General features: G+C 60.8%; 14 protein-coding genes and 3 tRNA genes. 3 read left to right on the top strand and 14 right to left on the bottom strand.

Annotated features, from left to right (window positions below; translation table 11 throughout):
* Window positions 1-91 precede the first annotated feature (91 nt).
* Complete coding sequence (locus AUK77_RS04975) at window positions 92-1,129, top strand: AraC family transcriptional regulator (RefSeq protein WP_296126830.1); 1,038 nt, start codon at window positions 92-94, stop codon at window positions 1,127-1,129.
* A 271-nt stretch (window positions 1,130-1,400) separates the two neighbouring features.
* Here the strand turns inward: AUK77_RS04975 and AUK77_RS04980 are convergent.
* The 12 genes from AUK77_RS04980 to gspE form a co-directional block, all read right to left on the bottom strand.
* A tRNA-Asp gene (locus AUK77_RS04980) sits at window positions 1,401-1,477 on the bottom strand.
* 100 nt (window positions 1,478-1,577) lie between these two features.
* Window positions 1,578-1,654, bottom strand: a tRNA-Asp gene (locus AUK77_RS04985).
* 33 nt (window positions 1,655-1,687) lie between these two features.
* Window positions 1,688-1,763 (bottom strand) — tRNA-Val (locus AUK77_RS04990).
* Window positions 1,764-1,909: 146 nt separating this feature from the next.
* Window positions 1,910-2,422 carry a type II secretion system protein M gene (locus tag AUK77_RS04995; protein ID WP_363079364.1) on the bottom strand — a complete coding sequence of 171 codons (513 nt, stop codon included), beginning with the start codon at window positions 2,420-2,422 and terminating at the stop codon, window positions 1,910-1,912.
* A gap of 2 nt (window positions 2,423-2,424) precedes the next feature.
* Window positions 2,425-3,561: a type II secretion system protein GspL gene (gene gspL / locus AUK77_RS05000; RefSeq protein WP_296126834.1), complete on the bottom strand. Its 1,137-nt coding sequence runs from the start codon at window positions 3,559-3,561 to the stop codon at window positions 2,425-2,427.
* Window positions 3,558-4,523: a type II secretion system minor pseudopilin GspK gene (gene gspK / locus AUK77_RS05005; RefSeq protein ID WP_296126836.1), complete on the bottom strand. Its 966-nt coding sequence runs from the start codon at window positions 4,521-4,523 to the stop codon at window positions 3,558-3,560. Before gspK ends, gspL begins: the two co-directional genes overlap by 4 nt.
* The gene (gene gspJ, locus AUK77_RS05010) at window positions 4,520-5,197 is read right to left on the bottom strand and encodes a type II secretion system minor pseudopilin GspJ (RefSeq protein WP_296126838.1); all 678 of its coding nucleotides are present in this window, start codon (window positions 5,195-5,197) and stop codon (window positions 4,520-4,522) included. The genes gspK and gspJ overlap by 4 nt, the downstream gene beginning before the upstream one ends.
* Window positions 5,194-5,586, bottom strand: a complete 393-nt coding sequence (gspI, locus tag AUK77_RS05015; RefSeq protein WP_296126840.1) for a type II secretion system minor pseudopilin GspI — start codon at window positions 5,584-5,586, stop codon at window positions 5,194-5,196. The genes gspJ and gspI overlap by 4 nt, the downstream gene beginning before the upstream one ends.
* A complete protein-coding gene (gene gspH, locus AUK77_RS05020; protein WP_296126842.1) occupies window positions 5,583-6,122 on the bottom strand; it encodes a type II secretion system minor pseudopilin GspH in 540 nt (179 codons plus the stop codon). The genes gspI and gspH overlap by 4 nt, the downstream gene beginning before the upstream one ends.
* Window positions 6,123-6,127: 5 nt before the next feature.
* Window positions 6,128-6,553, bottom strand: a complete 426-nt coding sequence (gene gspG, locus AUK77_RS05025) for a type II secretion system major pseudopilin GspG (RefSeq protein WP_296126844.1) — start codon at window positions 6,551-6,553, stop codon at window positions 6,128-6,130.
* 3 nt (window positions 6,554-6,556) lie between these two features.
* Entirely contained in the window at window positions 6,557-7,774 is a 1,218-nt protein-coding gene (gene xcpS / locus AUK77_RS05030; RefSeq protein WP_296126846.1) for a GspF family T2SS innner membrane protein variant XcpS, read from the bottom strand.
* Between the two features lie 3 nt (window positions 7,775-7,777).
* Window positions 7,778-9,265, bottom strand: coding sequence for a type II secretion system ATPase GspE (gene gspE, locus AUK77_RS05035; RefSeq protein ID WP_296126848.1), 1,488 nt, complete (start codon window positions 9,263-9,265; stop codon window positions 7,778-7,780).
* A 331-nt stretch (window positions 9,266-9,596) separates the two neighbouring features.
* Here gspE and AUK77_RS05040 point away from each other — a divergent pair, with 331 nt between their 5' ends.
* Window positions 9,597-10,238 carry a type II secretion system protein N gene (locus AUK77_RS05040; protein ID WP_296126850.1) on the top strand — a complete coding sequence of 214 codons (642 nt, stop codon included), beginning with the start codon at window positions 9,597-9,599 and terminating at the stop codon, window positions 10,236-10,238.
* 4 nt (window positions 10,239-10,242) lie between these two features.
* Complete coding sequence (gene gspD / locus AUK77_RS05045; RefSeq protein WP_296126852.1) at window positions 10,243-12,189, top strand: type II secretion system secretin GspD; 1,947 nt, start codon at window positions 10,243-10,245, stop codon at window positions 12,187-12,189.
* Window positions 12,190-12,314: 125 nt separating this feature from the next.
* Here gspD and AUK77_RS05050 read toward each other — a convergent pair whose 3' ends face one another.
* The gene (locus AUK77_RS05050) at window positions 12,315-15,059 is read right to left on the bottom strand and encodes a peroxidase family protein (protein ID WP_296126855.1); all 2,745 of its coding nucleotides are present in this window, start codon (window positions 15,057-15,059) and stop codon (window positions 12,315-12,317) included.
* Window positions 15,060-15,195: 136 nt separating this feature from the next.
* Entirely contained in the window at window positions 15,196-15,672 is a 477-nt protein-coding gene (locus tag AUK77_RS05055; RefSeq protein ID WP_296126857.1) for a LuxR C-terminal-related transcriptional regulator, read from the bottom strand.
* Window positions 15,673-16,083 lie beyond the last annotated feature (411 nt).

Genomic DNA, 16,083 nt, shown 5'->3' on the forward strand with positions numbered 1-16,083 from the left:
TTGATCAAAAATGACAGCGGCACTTGGCAATGCTCGGGCACCCACCTAACCTGACCACCCTTACCCCGCTCAAACTGGATAGCTTCAGCCGATGAAATCAACACGGGTCAAATTGGGCGATTTATCCGTTGGCTTTGTCGACAGCCTGGCCGATGCCATGCGCAGTTGCGGTGAAAACCCACAACCACTGCTGGAACGTTACGGGCTGGATGCAGCAAGGCTGGCTGAACCACGCGCGCGCCTGTCGATCCCGCGCTACATGCGCTTAGGCCACAGCGCGATTCAACAATGCGGCGAGCCGGGCTTGGGATTGTTGATGGGCCAATTCAGTCGCATGAGCCAGCTCGGTCTGGCCGGTGTGACCGCCGCGCAAGCGCCTACTGTGCGCGAAGCGGCGCGCGCCATGATTCGCTTTGAACCGCTGTATGCAGCCAACTACCGCGGCCAGTCCAGCCTGCATGAAGACAAGCACGGCGCCTGGCTGCGCTTTTATTCCATCAGCCCCTACAACACGTACAACCGCTTTGTGGTGGACTCAGTACTGGCCAGCTGGGCACAGCAACTCAGTCGCCTGGCGCAGCAGCCTGTTAGCGTCGAGAAAGTTCAGATTGAGTTTTCTGCGCCGGACTATGCCGCGCACTATTCCGAGCTGTTTGCCTGCCCGGTGGAGTTCGCCTGCGAGCACAACCAATTGCGCCTGAATCAGCCAACCCTGAATTTGCGCAATCCCGAACACTGCCCAGGCACTTGGCGACACTTACTGGAAATATGCGAAGAACAACTGCAACAACTGACCCGCACGCGCAACTTACGCGAGCGCATCACTCAACTGCTCGGCCCCTTGCTGCATGGCCGCGAGCCGGATCTAGCCGAAGTGGCAGCACGCCTGCAGCTGCCAACCTGGACGCTGCGGCGCAAACTGGCGGAAGAAGGCACGCAATTTCGCAGCATCCTTAACGACACCCGTCGCGACCTGGCCATGGCCTACATCCGCGACACCGAGTTGGCTTTTGGCGAAATCGCCTACCTGCTTGGCTTTGCCTCGGCCGAGGCCTTTCAGCGCGCGTTCAAACGCTGGAACCAGCAAACACCAGGCGAATACCGCCGCGAGCAACGCCGGGCGATTTAGTCGGTTCTAACAGATTAGAGCTCGGTCGCGTCTTCATCGCACTCCGGCACATCCAACTCATAGGCGTGAGCTTCCAGCAGCTCTTCTTGATACTCGTCCATTGCCTGTTCCCCCTACTCGATCAGTTTTGACTGCTCATTGCATAAACAAGGAGCATGCCAATAAAGCTAAAGCAGGCGGATGAAGACAAGATGACAAGTTGTCGCGCTAAAAGAGATAAAGCGCAGGCAACAAAAAACCCGCTGATATCGCTATCAGCGGGCTTCATGTTTGGCGCAGCGGACGGGACTCGAACCCGCGACCCCCGGCGTGACAGGCCGGTATTCTAACCGACTGAACTACCGCTGCATGTCGGTGGACTTACGTCCGTACAACTCTTGCTTCATCTGATGAAGCCGCCTATTAGGGCTTCTCCATCTCAACCTGAGCGAACTCAAGCAGGAAAATATGGCGCAGCGGACGGGACTCGAACCCGCGACCCCCGGCGTGACAGGCCGGTATTCTAACCGACTGAACTACCGCTGCGCGTCGGTGGACTTTCGTCCGGTTTCACAAGAGTGGTGGGTGATGACGGGATCGAACCGCCGACCCTCTGCTTGTAAGGCAGATGCTCTCCCAGCTGAGCTAATCACCCGCTGCTTGCGAGGCGCGAAATTTACGCAAGGGGCGCACCTAAGTCAACACCCTGCTTCAAGTTTTTCTAAAAAAGAGGAAAAAAGATCGCACAACCCCGGTGCCTGCTTATGGCCGTCTGCACCATTAAGCAGCCACGCATATCCATTACTGGCTGACCCGCACACTCAAGCGCGCTGCCACCTGATTAGCCTCGGCTCGATCCAGCCCGACTTCGGCAATTTGCACACCCTGTTCCTGTAGCACGCTGAACCAGCGCAGCAATTGCGCAAAAGGGGCTGGTTGCAAATTAAGCTGCAACACACCCTCTTCTGAATTATCTAGGCGCTCGATGATCAACCCCTGGGTTGCCGCCGTGGCTGTGACCGCGCCCTGCAAACGAGCGGGATCGAGCATAGGTTGCTGATTTGATCCGGCCAGATTGCGTGCCGCAGGCGCTTGGCTGATCAAGTAAGCATTCAGCTCACGCTGGCTCTCAAAGGCGCTGCGAGCAGCCTGCAGGCGCTCTTGAGCGGGTAGCCAGAGCGTCAGGTAAAGCACGACCAGCAACAGAAATGACCCCAGGCTGGCCAAGGCAAACTGCTCACGTGGCGCCAATGCCCGCCAGCGTTGCAGCAACTGTGAATTATCCAGCTGCGCGGTGAATCCTTTTGACATCATGTTCATTCTCCGATTACCACCCGTGCGCTCACACCAGAGCCTTCGCGACTGGCCGAGCCTAGCTGTACGACCAAGCCACTGTTTTGCAGACGTTCGCGCAAGCCTTCCAGCTCAGCGAAGTCTGCTGCCTGCACTTGCATGGCCAGATCACCGCGCACCTCACTGAAATCGACTTGGCTGATTTGCAACTGCCCGCCGGTGGCCGTCACGGCCGCGCTGACCTGCGCCAATAACGCCAGCAAGCGGCTTTGGCCGCCTCCGCTGGCAGCTTTGAGGTGCTGATCAAACTGCGCGCGCAGGTTGACCAGCTTGCTGTCCTGCGGAAACAGCTCTTTGTACAGCGCGGCGCTGGCGGCTGCGTAGTCATCGGCTTGGCGCTGCAGATGCCAGGCTTGGGCCATCGTAAAACTCCATTGCAGCACCACCCAGAGGCCCAACAAGGCCAGCACCGGCCGCCAGCGGGACCACTGACCGCTGCCGGTCTGCACCGCGAACTCGGCCTGCGCCAGATTGCTGCGCACCGGCTGCTCGGCCAGCCAGGCAAAAGGTTCCGCAACCGGTTGACGCTCATCAATGGGACTCAGTGATTTATCCTGCGGCGCACACCAGGCAGTGACCGGCGCGCTGCACTGCGCACTGAGGGCGGGCCAGTCCTCGCTTTGTAATGCCATGCGGGCCACGTTGTCGCCACCCAACAACCAGCGGCCACCCGCCTGCAAGAGCGCAGTACCCGGCCCCGGTAGCAGGTCGGCGTCCACAACAATCACCTCAGGCGCTTGCCCGCACAGGGCCAACCAATCTGCAAGCCAACGGCGGCGCACCGCAAAAACCCGGTGGCGGCCGTCTTCCAGCACCTCGCCAAGGGCCAGGTGCATCTGCTCGACCTCTTCAGCCAGCAGCTCTTCCACCGCAAACGGCAGCGCCTGGCGCAGCCAGCGCGCTTTGCGTGTAGGCAGCGTGACGGCGCAGGCCGTGACCGCCTCAACCGGCAGCACCAACGTCCAACGCCCGTTGAGCTGCGACTGCACCTCATTGAACGGCAGGGATGCACAAACGCCGTCCACCACCCACTGCACGGACAAATCCGCCTGCGCGCCGGCACAGGCGGCGGGCGGCAAAAATACGTAGGCCTGACTCATGGCTCAACTTCCTTAACGGGCGCAGGTGCAAGACCGCCCTGCCCCAAATCACGGTTTAATACATAGACCTGACCGTCGCTGGCGCGCTGCAGCGTGCTACGCAACACCTGCCGACGCTCACCGACACTGACCTCAGTCAGCACCTGAAAATACTGGCTGCCCACCGCCAACCCTTGGCTTTGCACCTGCAGCCCACCCAGTTGGGCGATAAAACTTTGCACATCGCGGTAGCCGTCCGCGCCACGCGACGCCACCAAGCCCTGCGCCGTACTCAGCGGTATGCCCTCAGCCAGACTGCTCAGCACCCGGGCGCTGGCCGTGTTGACATTCAGCGTGGCGTCCACCGGCAAGGCGCTGACATACGGCAGTAACCGCTGGTAGTCGGCCTCGGTCATTTCCAGTAACAGGCGCAACTCGGACACATCACTCAGCACCCGATTAGCCGCGCGGTAAGGCGGCTGCGCGAGCAGGTATTGGTTGTCTTCTGCGCCGTAGCCACCACTGGGCTGATCATCGGCGTCCAACCAATCCATCAGGCGCTCGGCATACGGCGCGTCGATCTGCAGGCTCAACAGCAGACGGCGAAATTGCGCCACGGCAGCCTCGTTAGGCTGGCCCTGGCGCAGCAGGCTGTTGAGGTTGAAACGGCTGGTCAGGTCAATAATCTGCAAGCGCAGATCGCCGCCTTCATCCAGCGCAAAAGGTGCAGGCGGTTTTGCCCAGGCCTCGCCCGGATGATCAATCGGCGCACGCGGGTCACCGCCTTGCAGGTCACGCTGCAAAATAGCCTTGGCCAGAATCTCGCCACCCACGGCGTAGTGCAGCGCCTGGCGCACATGCAGCTGATTGGCGCTGCTGCGAATCGATAATTGCTGGCGGGCAATAATCCCGGCACTGACCACCGTCACCACCGTAACCACGAGCAACACCGTGATCAAGGCCATGCCGCGCTGTCGGGTCATGCCGATGGCTCCGGCTGGCTGGGGTCTTGCGCGTCGTCTTGCGGCGCTTGCTGGATGCGCTTGGGCACGCCCTCGGGCAAGCGCAGCAGACGGCGAATTTCACCGTAGCGGCGGTGCTGCAAGACCAATTCAACCGCCTGGGGCAACGCTGTCAGGGCCTCGGCCTGATTGCTCTCCTGCGGCGGCCAGTTGGTCTGCCACGCACCCTGTTCATCCAGGTAGCGCAATTGCAGGGCCGTGACGCCCTCCAGCGCCTTTTGCACCTGGGGCTGACTGTCCTGCGCCTGATCGAGCACGGGCCAGTATTGGCGCTGCCATTGTTCGCCGCTGAGTTGCCAGCGCACGCGCTGCAGGTCAGCCCGAGGCTGGCCTAATGGGTTGCGCCAACCACTGCGTGTCAGCTCCAGGCTGGGGTTTTCCAAGTCATCACCGAGCAGCGCTGCGCGCACATCGCCAAACGGGTCACGCACTGGCCGGGGTTGCACTTGCAACACATCGCGCTCGAACGCGGCCATGGCCCGAACCAACTCACGCAGTTGCAATTCATGGGCGCGGGTGACCTTGTCGGTTTGCAGCACGCTGTCGAGCATGCGGTAAGTGCCCAGACCCAACAGGGCGAAAATGGCGATGGCGATCAGCAGTTCAAGCAGGGTAAAGCCGCGCATCGTCCTCATGGCGTCACCCCCAGAAAACCGTTCAGGCTGACTACAGCGCGCTCGCGCAGGTCAGCCGTGGAGCGATCCTGCGCGATGGGCGCAACCCACAGCGTGACGCGGCGCATGTCCGGCTCGCGAGTGGCCTGCACCTCGCTTTGCCACTGCCAGCGGCGTCCAGCGAAGTCCACCTCGCTCTGATCACGGCCTTCGGCAACCGGATTCTTCGACAACTGCAATTCAACCAGTTGGTTGTCGGCAATCCACATGGCCAAAGTTTTTTCTTCCAGACGCGAGGCGGTTTGCAGGCTGCGCGCGGTGGCGGTCAATACGCTGGCGGCCACCAGCGCGAAAATAGCCAGCGCCACCAGCACTTCAAGCAAGGTAAAGCCGCTCGCGCGCTTGGTCATTTGCGCACCGCCACGCTGTCGACTTCAACGCTGGGCAACTGAAAACCATCGCTGACCAGGCGCAGGCGCAGGCCTTGCGCGCGTCGCTCAGCAATCAGCAAGCGAAATGGGCTGATCTCGCCACTGGACAGCAGCAACACCTGCGGCTGCAGTGCGCCCTGCTCGGCACGTTCGTCCTCAGGGGCCGGCAGCGTCAGCGCTGCACCTTCGAGCTCCACACTCAACTCGGCCCAGGCGGGCACGCGATGGGGTTTATCGGCCAGCGCCTGCCAGGCCCGGCGGGATGGCTCGTAACGCAGCACCTGATAGGACTCACGGGTAAGCAGCAGGCCGTATTCGCGGTTATCCAGCACGGCTTCTTCGGCCAGCACGCCGATCAAACCGGCCAGGCGGTCAGCTTCGTTGTGCAACTCGCGCCCCGGCCCCACGATGCCCACACTGAGCACCGCAATCCCGATCAGGCTGCCGAGAATCACCAGCACCACCAGCAACTCAATCAGGGTAAACGCCCTGGCGTGTTTAGGCGGCTGGCGCACTGGGGTCAGAGGTCCCAGTTACCGATGTCAGCATTTTGATCGCTGCCACCTTCCTTGCCGTCAGCGCCCAGCGAATACAAATCGAACGCGCCCTTGGTGCCCGGGGCCAGGTACTGGTAGACATTGCCCCATGGGTCGACTGGCAAGCGCTTGAGGTAGCCGTCGCGGTTCCAGTTCTTCGGCTGCGGATTGCCAGAAGGTTTCTTCACCAGCGCTTCTAATCCCTGCTGGGTGCTTGGGTAGCTGTGGTTGTCGAGCTTGTACATATCCAGCGCGGCGGCCACGGCCTTGATATCGCCTTTGGCCACGGTGACTTTGGCTTGATCGGGCCGACTCATGACCTGTGGCACCACCAGCGCAGCTAGGATGCCGAGAATGACTACCACCACCATGATTTCGATCAGCGTGAAACCTTTTTGACGCTTATTCACTGTTTACCCCACCAACTGATTGAGAGACAGAATCGGCAGCAGAATGGCCAGTACGATCACCAGCACCACCGCCCCCATAAAGACCAGCATAAAAGGCTCGAACAGCCCCACCAGCAGGGCCACTTGGGCACCCAGATCGTTTTCCTGATTGCGCGCGGTACGCGACAGCATCTGATCCAGCTCACCCGAGCGTTCGCCGCTGGCGATCATGTGCAGCATCATCGGCGGGAATTGGCCGCTGGCCTCCAGGGCACGGGTCAGGCTGCCGCCCTCGCGCACCTTTTGTGCAGCAATCACCACCTCAGCGCGAATCACCCGGTTGGCGATCACCTGCGCGCCGATGCCCAGCGCTTCCACCAGCGGCACGCCACTGCGGGTCAGAATCGCCAAGGTTGAGGCGAAGCGTGCGCAGTCGGTGGCACGAATCAAGCGGCCCACCAGCGGGATGCGCAGCAAGAAGCCATGCCAGCGCGCTTTGACCGCATCATCACGCAACGCCCAGCGCAGGGCGAACACGCCCAAGATGGCGAGAATCACCGCCAGCCAGCCCCAACCTTTGACCCAATCGCTCAGGGTGATCAGGCCGCGAGTCAGCGCCGGCAGGGTTTGCCCGGAATCAACAAACACCCGCACCACGTCCGGCACCACATAGCCAAGCAGGAAGCCGACGATCAGCAGCGAGGCGCACATCAAAATCAGCGGATAGAGCAATGCCAACTGGATTTTCTGCCGTGACTGCTGGCGTTGTTCGGTGTAGTCGGCCAGTTGCTCCAATACCGGCCCCAGGTGACCTGCATGCTCACCCGCCGCCACCGTGGCGCGGTACAGCTCGGGAAAGGCCGAGGGAAATTCTTTCAGGCTGCTGGCCAGGTCATGGCCTTCCAGCACGCGTGCACGCACGGCCAGCAGCATGCTTTGAATACGTGGCGAAGTGGCTTGAGCCGCGGCCGCGCGCAAAGACTCTTCGATGGGCAAGGCCGCCTGCACCAAGGTCGCCAACTGGCGGGTGATCAGCGCCAGATCGCGCGCCGAAATGCCCCGGTTAAAACTGAAGTGCGAGCCCGCCCCGGCATTTTCCCGTGTACGCGTGGCTTTGACGTCCAGCGGGGCTAACTGCCGCTCACGCAGTATCTGCCGTACCTGGCGTGCGCTGTCGGCTTCCAGTACGCCTTTTTGCTGGCGGCCTTTGCTGTCGAGGGCGAGGTATTCGAAGGCGGCCACGCGCTATTCCTCTCGCGTCACGCGCAACACTTCCTCAACCGTGGTCGCCCCTTCCAGCACCTTGCGCCGACCATCTTCACGGATGCTCGGACCGAGGGTGCGGGCGTGACGCGTCATGTCCTGCTCGGAAGCGGCGTTGTGAATCAGCGTGCGCAGGTGGTCATCGAACACCACCAATTCGTAGATGCCGGTACGGCCGCGATAGCCTTGCTGATGGCACTCAACGCAGCCACGGGCGTGATACAGGGTCGGTGCCTGCGCGAACGGCACGCCGAGCAAGTTGCACTCAGCTTCATCGGCTTGATAGGCCTCTTTGCAATGCGGACACAGCACCCGCACTAGGCGCTGGGCCAGCACACCGAGCAAGGACGACGACAACAAAAACGGTTCAATGCCCATATCCACCAAACGGGTAATCGCACCGATGGCGCTGTTGGTGTGCAGGGTCGAGAGCACCAGGTGGCCGGTCAGCGAGGCTTGCACGGCGATTTCGGCGGTTTCTTTATCGCGGATCTCGCCGACCATCACCACGTCCGGGTCTTGGCGCAAAATCGCCCGCAGACCACGGGCAAAGGTCATGTCGACCTTGGTGTTGACCTGGGTTTGGCCGATGCCTTCGAGGTGATATTCGATCGGGTCTTCAACGGTAAGAATATTGCGCGTGCGGTCATTCAGGCTGACCAGACTGGCGTACAGCGTGGTGGTCTTGCCCGAACCGGTCGGCCCGGTCACCAACAGAATGCCGTGGGGTTTGCGCACGGTGGCTTCCATCAGATCACGGTCACGCGCGCTCATGCCCAGGTGTTGCAGGTTGAGGCGACCGGCTTGTTTATCCAGCAAACGCAGCACCACCCGCTCGCCATTGGCCGAGGGCAGGGTCGAGACCCGTACATCGACTTCACGGCCACCGACTTTCAGGGAAATACGGCCGTCCTGCGGGATGCGCTTTTCAGCGATATCCAGCCGCGCCATGACCTTGATCCGCGAGACCAGCAAGGCCGCCAGCTCGCGCTTGGGTTCGAGCACTTCACGCAGTACGCCATCGACGCGAAAGCGCACCACCAGGCGTTTTTCAAAGGTTTCCAGGTGGATATCGGAGGCGTTTTCCTTGATCGCCTCACCGAGGATGGCGTTGATCAAGCGGATGATTGGCGCGTCGTCTTCCTGCTCAAGCAGGTCTTCGGTTTCCGGCACCTGCTCGGCCAATGCCGCCAGGTCCAGGCTGCCACCGATGTCTTCGGCCAATTGCATGGACGCCGAGTCATGCTGATACGCCTGCCCCAGCGCCTGCTCAAACGCCTCAAGGGTCATGGCGTGCAGCGGCAGGCGCAAGCCAACAAAACGCTGCGCTTCGGCCAACGCCACCAGTTCCACACCCGGGCGATAGGCCAGACTCGGCAGCCCGTTGGTGCTCAACAGCACCACGCCGTGGCGCTTGGCAAAACTAAACGGCAAACGCCGCACAGGTGCTTCGGTTAGCAACGCATTCATGATCGACAGCCTTGACAGGGTCACCCCAACAGCCACAACCGGGGTTCCACGGGTTAATTGTTGTATTTTGCCCAAGGTAGAGCCAAACAGGTCGGTATCTTAAGCATATTGAGCAGCCGGACACACTACCCCGTCCGGGTTTCATCACATCAAGCCAGGCAACGGCCTCTCGGAATGCAGGACTCGACACTGCGATGCGCTTGCACCGTACTGAAGTGGCACGCCATAGCGCGTTATTTGCCCCCATTCGGGGGCTGTCAAATGGCAGACAAGTGTCTATGATCAGCGCGCGAACCCCGCCACATAATAATAAGTTTACGGAGTGACGCCCTTGCCCCTTTTGGCTCTCCCACGCCAGTTGCAGCAGCACGCCCCTGCGCTGCTTGGTCTGTTGCTGGTCACCCTGATGAGCGCCAGCCTGGCCTGGCAGAGTGCCGACTGGTTGCGCCTGCTGCGCACCGCCGTGGTGGCCACAGAAAGCCCCCTCACCCAAGTTTCAGACCCGGCAACGGCCCCCGCCATCGGCCAGTTGTTTGGCGATCACATCAGCAGCAACGCCCCCGCCCCCAGCACCAGCCTGCGCCTGACCCTGCTCGGCAGCTTTGTGCATGCTGACCCACAGCGTTCCAGCGCCATTATTCGCAGCGAAGGCCAAAGCGCTCAGCGTTACACCTTAAACAGTGAAATCACTGAAGGGGTGCGACTGCATGCCGTGGCGGCTGATCGGGTTGAGTTGATGCGCAACGGTCGCCGCGAGAGCCTCAGCTTTCCGCTTGAGCGCAGCGCCAACTCGGGCCTGCAGAGCCATACACCGGACGCGATGGCGGACCCGCTGGAGCAACTGAGCGACATGCAAACCGATGACTTGAACCAACTGCGTGAGCGCATGAATGCGCTGCGTGAGCAGATGCAGGTCACCGATGATGCAACCAATGGCCTCGCGCCCACCGAACAACCCACGGAAAGCAACTGACACGATGACGCCTATTCTTTCGCGCCTTACCGTTGCCCTTTTGGCTGCGGGCCTTGCCTGCAGCGCCTTGCCGCTCAACGCAGCCGTCACCGCCGTCACGCCGAGCGCCAATCAGCAGGAAGAAAGCTGGACCATCAACCTCAAAGGGGCCGATATCCGTGAGTTTATCGACCAGGTGGCGCAGATCAGCGGGCAGACGTTTATCGTCGATCCGCGCGTCAAAGGTCAGGTCAGTGTGGTGTCCAACAGCCCACTGACGCTGACCGAGGTGTATCAGCTGTTTCTCTCGGTGATGGCCACCCACGGCTTCAGCGTGATCACCCAAGGCGATCAGGCGCGGATCGTGCCCAACGCCGAAGCCAAGGCCGAAGCGGATGCCGGGCGCAGCGCCCCGGACCGTCTGGAAACCCGCCTGATCCAAGTGCAACAAGGCTCGGCAACCGAACTTATTCCGCTGATCCGCCCGCTGGTGCCGCAGTACGGGCACCTGGCCGCGATTACCAGCGCCAACGCGATCATCATCAGCGACCGCAGCGCTAACATTCAGCGCATTGAAGACTTGATTCGTCAGCTCGATCAGAAAGGCCAGAACGATTACAGCGTGCTTAACCTGCAGCACGCCTGGGTGATGGACACCGCCGAGGTGCTGCGCAACGCCATCGATCGTGGCCAGGCCAAGGGCACCTCCGGCACCCAAGTGATTGCCGATGGCCGCACCAACCGACTGATTCTGCTGGGCCCGCCGGACGCACGCGCGAAACTGGCGGCACTGGCGCAATCACTGGACACTCCCACCAGCCGTTCGGCCAACACACGCGTCATCCGCCTGCGCCATGGCGATGCCAAAAGCCTGGCCGAAACCCTTGGCGAAATTTCCGAGAAGCTCAAGCCAGAAACAGGCGGCGAGACCACTGGCAAACCGCAAACCGTGCTGATCCGGGCGGATGAAAGCCTAAATGCCCTGGTCTTGCTGGCCGAACCTGATGTGGTGGCCACCCTTGAAGACATCGTGCGTCAACTGGATGTACCGCGCGCGCAAGTCATGGTGGAAGCGGCGATTGTTGAAGTCTCCGGGGACATCACCGACGCCCTCGGTGTGCAGTGGGCGGTGGATGCTCGCGGTGGCACCGGCGGGCTGGGCGGCACTAATTTCAGCGGCACGGGGCTGTCTGTCGGCACGGTGCTGCAAGCCCTCCAGAACAATGGCAGCGACACCGACAACAACGCCATCAACCTGCCAGATGGCGCGATCATTGGCTTGGGCACTGACAGCTTCGGCGTCTTGATTACCGCTCTGTCGGCCAACAGCAAAAGCAACCTGCTGTCGACACCCAGCCTACTCACCCTTGATCACCAGAAGGCGGAAATTCTGGTCGGGCAAAACGTGCCCTTCCAGACCGGCTCCTTCACCACCAGCGGCTCGGGCGCAGACAACCCCTTCACCACCATCGAGCGCAAGGACATTGGCGTGACCCTGAAAGTCACCCCGCACATCAACGAGGGTGCCAGCCTGCGCCTGGAAATCGAACAGGAAATCTCCTCCATCGCGCCAACCAGCCAGGGCGTCAATGCCGTGGATTTGATCACCAACAAACGCTCGATCAAAAGCACCATCCTCGCTGAAAACGGTCAGGTGATCGTGCTCGGCGGGCTGATTCAGGATGACGTCACCCAGGCCGACTCCAAGGTGCCGTTGCTGGGCGATATTCCGCTGATTGGCGGACTGTTCCGCTCCACCCGGGAAACCCGCATCAAGCGCAACCTGATGGTGTTCTTGCGCCCGACGGTGGTGCGTGATGCAGCCGGCATGGCGGCGTTGTCCGGGAAGAAATACAGCGACATTCGTGTACTCGGTGATGTGCGCGAAGACTTCCGGCCAGGCATCCTGCCGCGCAACCCGGTGCACCTGTTCGATCAAGGCGAGCCGGCGACGATCGACCTGCGCGAATAAGCCCCGCAGCCTTCAGCCTTGGGCTCAGCAACCTCGAGCCCAAGCCTGAATGAGCGGCGCAGACAGCGCGCACAGCAAAAGGCCTCGGTATCACGACCGAGGCCTTTTTGTTTGCAGCGCTTGGCTTACTTGTCTTCGTTACGCTGGTGCTTGAAGAACACGCCGTTGTCACCAAAGGCCGAGGCGATAAAGTCCGAGGTCAACTCCATCTCCCCGATCTTCACCGCGCTGTTGCGCCGTTGAGCGGCATAGCTGCGGCTGATGGACGGGATGATCGAGGTTTTGATCGCCATGGACGTGGCAAACACGTCATACACCTTGGTGCCGGCCTTGAGGGTCAGCAGGTCGGTGCGAAAATCATGCGGTGTGCTGGCAAAGCGATTGCGCAATTCCGCACGCGGCACAAAGTAGAGCTGTGTCGGTGCAACGGGTTTGGCCACGGCCACACCCTGCTGCGTCACCTCAGCCATGTCGTTGAGCAGCAACAGGGTCGGCTTCAGGCTCACGGCCGAGAACAGAACGGTGGTGCCCAGGGTGTCATTGGCTTCCGGCACCACGTACTGGGACAACTCGTTAGCGAAGAAGTTGTGGTTAGCGCCCTGCCCGCTGAGGGTAAACAGCGCGGATACGTTCTCCGACGGTTTGCCATCGACAAAGGCCTTCCACGCCAGCCCCGGCGCAAAGCCGCGATCAGCCGGATCACCGGTCACTGACAAGCGCAGCAAGCCGCTGTCGGCGCCTTTAAACAGGCCGCTGTAGGGGTGGTTGGGCGCCGCAACGAACTTCACCTTGGCCATCACGCCATGGGGGTGAATCGGCTTCTCGTAGCCGGCCGGTGCCACGTCGCTGCGCAGCTTGACCTTGTTCCACAGAATCGAACCAATCAGCCCGCCGACATTCACCGGCTGCAACGCGGGCAGTTTGTCCGGCGCATATTGCGTGCGCAGCGCACCGTTGACCCAGAGGTTTTCCTGCTTGTTGGCCCCAGGCCAGCTTTCATAGTCTGCCGGGATGTTCAGGCCCCAAGGTTTGAAGGCGTTTTCCACGCCGACCAGGCTGGCTTGCAGCTGCGGGTTATGCCGGCGCAGCACATCCACCATGGTGGTGTGTTCGACCCAGTCGATCCCTTCCGGGGTGTACACCTCCGGGCGGTAATCCTTGGTGTAGAAGCGGTCGGCCATCAACCGGCGCGAGGCATTCATGATGAAGATCTGGAACGCTGTTTCACCAAAGGCAAAGCCTTCAGGGCGCACAGTTTCTGCCAGCTGACCGATCAGGGTGTCGATCTTCTCGATGTCGTTGTTATACAGGCGCTTGAGTTCGGCGAGGGTCGCCGCGTCCTTGGTGAGGTCTTCAAACTTGGTGATCGGGTTGAGACCGATCTGCCGGCGGAACTCGTTGTAACGCGGCACGCCACGCTCACGGTCACGCAGCACGTCAATGGCGGCCAGGTCGATATTGCCGGCCAGCGGCATGGACAGGTTACGTAGGAAGTTGGGGTAGTTGTTCAGCGTCAGCGACCCCGGATTGGTGATGCCAAAGGAGTACCACAGGCGCTCCGGGCGCTCGTCGTTGAGCAGGTTTTCGGCATCACGGTCACGGGTGTTCTGCAGTGCGATGGTGCGCGAAATCTGGTTGGAGCCGATGTCATACACCTGCACGTTATCGCGCATCAGCGGGTGCATGCGGTACACCGCGACGAACTCTTCGGTGAGGGTGAAAGGTACGCCGTAATTGTTGGGTGCGGTCGAGCCGACGATGCCGGTCAGGGCATGGTCGATGGCGCTGTTGCCGACGCCCGGTGCGACGTTAGGGTCGAAGCCCAGGATGCGTTTTACGAACGAGTCGGACTTGGCCAGGTCCGCTTGCAGCATGCGCACTTCGGCCTGGAAGTCGTCACGCGGGCCACCCTGGCCGAGCAAGCCCCACCAGTTGGAATACATGGCGCGCTCAGTGACCGGATTGGCGATCACGGCCGGGGTCCACTCCACGGTATGGATTTTGGCCATCAGCGCCGAGTTGATCAGGCGGGCGCGGTCATACAGCCACTGATCGCTCTGCGCCGGGTACTTCTGTTTGAGTTTGCTGGCTATGGCGTTGTGCTCAAGGGTGAACAGCTGGTGCAGCATGCTCAGACCCAACCACCAGTTTTCATTAAACCCGGTCACCGGTTTGCCGCTGAGCAACTCAGTGGGCAAGGTGCCATTGGCATTGACCTTGAGCTTGCCGTCGACAAACGAGCGCACCTTGTCGTTGGTTTCCTTGCTGCTGCCATACAGCTGCGAGCCGTCCCACCAGTGGGTGTTGTGGTTGCGGTAGGTTTGCGGCTTGCCGGCGTCGACACTGCTGCGCGTCGGGTCAGGCTGCGTGCGCTTGACCGACATGCTGCCGCTGCCCAGCGCATCACCGGGTGGCAGCGGGAACTGGATCGGGTCGGCATCGGCATTCGGGCCGTGATCGAACCAGTCATGCACCATAAATTGAATCCAGGCGGCGGCGATGAAGTTCAGGCTGGGGGCCGGTTTGAATTCATCACGCGCCATCAGGCGGTTACTCACCTCGCGCGGGTTGGGTGTCAGCAGCGTGCTGGTTTCACCATAGGTCACTTGCGGATCAACATTACGACCAAAGCGCCGGTACACCGAACCCTCGGCCGGGTTGCTGAGGATGTTGCAGGTGCCATCCTCGGTGCGCGCCGCGAGGCTGCGCGCATCGCAGGTGATGTTGGCGTTGTAGCCCGCGTAATGCTCGACATCGAAGAGATTGTTTTCAAACAAGGCCTGGCGTTCGACCGCCAGCACCAGCAGCCCCGAGACGACGCCCAGCGTTCCCAGCTTGGTCAAAGCTGGCCAAGTGACCCATACCGACATGGCTAATGCTCCCGTTTTTATTGTTGTTCGAACAAGGCGGCTACGGACATAGCCGCGCACCATCCAGCCTATCGAGAGGGGGTGGCCAAGCGCCCCCTCCCAGCGGAGGGGGCGGGAGCAATCAATGCGCGGGGGGTTATGAGTGAAGCGAGTGACGCGGCCGCACAGCCAGAATGGCCTCCGTGCGGGTGGAGACGTTGAGCTTTGAATAAATGTTTTTCAGGTGCCACTTGGTGGTGGACAAGGCCATCCCGGTCTTATCGCTGATCTGGGTATTCGACAACCCGCTGAGCAGGCACTCGAACACATCCACCTCACGCCCGGTCAACAAACCACTGGCCAGCGGATCGGCCACGGGGGCCACCTGAACCCCCTGCAAAAACTCCGCATAGTAGTGGCGGTACTTGTCCGGCACGCTGAGCAGGCCCGCCTGCACCAGGCTCAAAATCCCAGCGGCAAAACCCGGCGCTTCATCGAATACCGAACGGTTGATATTGACGATGCCATGGGCCTCGACCAGACGACTGAGGGCTTCGAGTTGCTGTGTTTTCGTCTGTGTCGCCGCCGCCAGGACCAACTGATTGGCCTCGACAATCAAATGCCGGGCGCGCATTTCACTACGTTTATCTGCCCTATTAGCTTTTAGTCACGTTTTGCTATCTGCAGTCGAGCCCTCATCACCACTGGCTTTCAAGCCTGTCTAGCTATGCTTATCCCCTGGGTCCTGTGTCATTGCAGCGCTTTTAGTTAGCTTTTGCTGATTTTGGGTCAAATTTAGGCTTCAAAACTTAACTTTTTGTGTGCGTTCCGGTGGTCGCTTCTTGTCAGCTATCGCCAGCCGATTTGCTGTTATTAAGGCAGCAAATAAAGTTCATCTTATAGAAGAGACTCATTACTGCTCAGGTCATCCACAAGCCCTCGATGCCATTGAGAAAATTCTAGCGGTGCAGGTGAAGTGATCACGGACGACTAGGTTAGACTCGCGCCTTTGCATGCCTTTCTAGGAGCAGTTGCGTGAACACGG

The sequence above is a fragment of the Pseudomonas sp. Ga0074129 genome (assembly GCA_001465025.1).
Lineage (GTDB): Bacteria > Pseudomonadota > Gammaproteobacteria > Pseudomonadales > Pseudomonadaceae > Aquipseudomonas.

Coding starts and splice junctions, on each gene's coding strand:
- AUK77_RS04975 (WP_296126830.1), top strand. CDS start 92: ATGAAATCAACACGGGTCAAATTGGGCGATTTATCCGTTGGCTTTGTC.
- AUK77_RS04995 (WP_363079364.1), bottom strand. CDS start 2,422: ATGATGTCAAAAGGATTCACCGCGCAGCTGGATAATTCACAGTTGCTG.
- gspL (WP_296126834.1), bottom strand. CDS start 3,561: ATGAGTCAGGCCTACGTATTTTTGCCGCCCGCCGCCTGTGCCGGCGCG.
- gspK (WP_296126836.1), bottom strand. CDS start 4,523: ATGACCCGACAGCGCGGCATGGCCTTGATCACGGTGTTGCTCGTGGTT.
- gspJ (WP_296126838.1), bottom strand. CDS start 5,197: ATGAGGACGATGCGCGGCTTTACCCTGCTTGAACTGCTGATCGCCATC.
- gspI (WP_296126840.1), bottom strand. CDS start 5,586: ATGACCAAGCGCGCGAGCGGCTTTACCTTGCTTGAAGTGCTGGTGGCG.
- gspE (WP_296126848.1), bottom strand. CDS start 9,265: ATGAATGCGTTGCTAACCGAAGCACCTGTGCGGCGTTTGCCGTTTAGT.
- gspD (WP_296126852.1), top strand. CDS start 10,243: ATGACGCCTATTCTTTCGCGCCTTACCGTTGCCCTTTTGGCTGCGGGC.
- AUK77_RS05050 (WP_296126855.1), bottom strand. CDS start 15,059: ATGTCGGTATGGGTCACTTGGCCAGCTTTGACCAAGCTGGGAACGCTG.
- AUK77_RS05055 (WP_296126857.1), bottom strand. CDS start 15,672: ATGCGCGCCCGGCATTTGATTGTCGAGGCCAATCAGTTGGTCCTGGCG.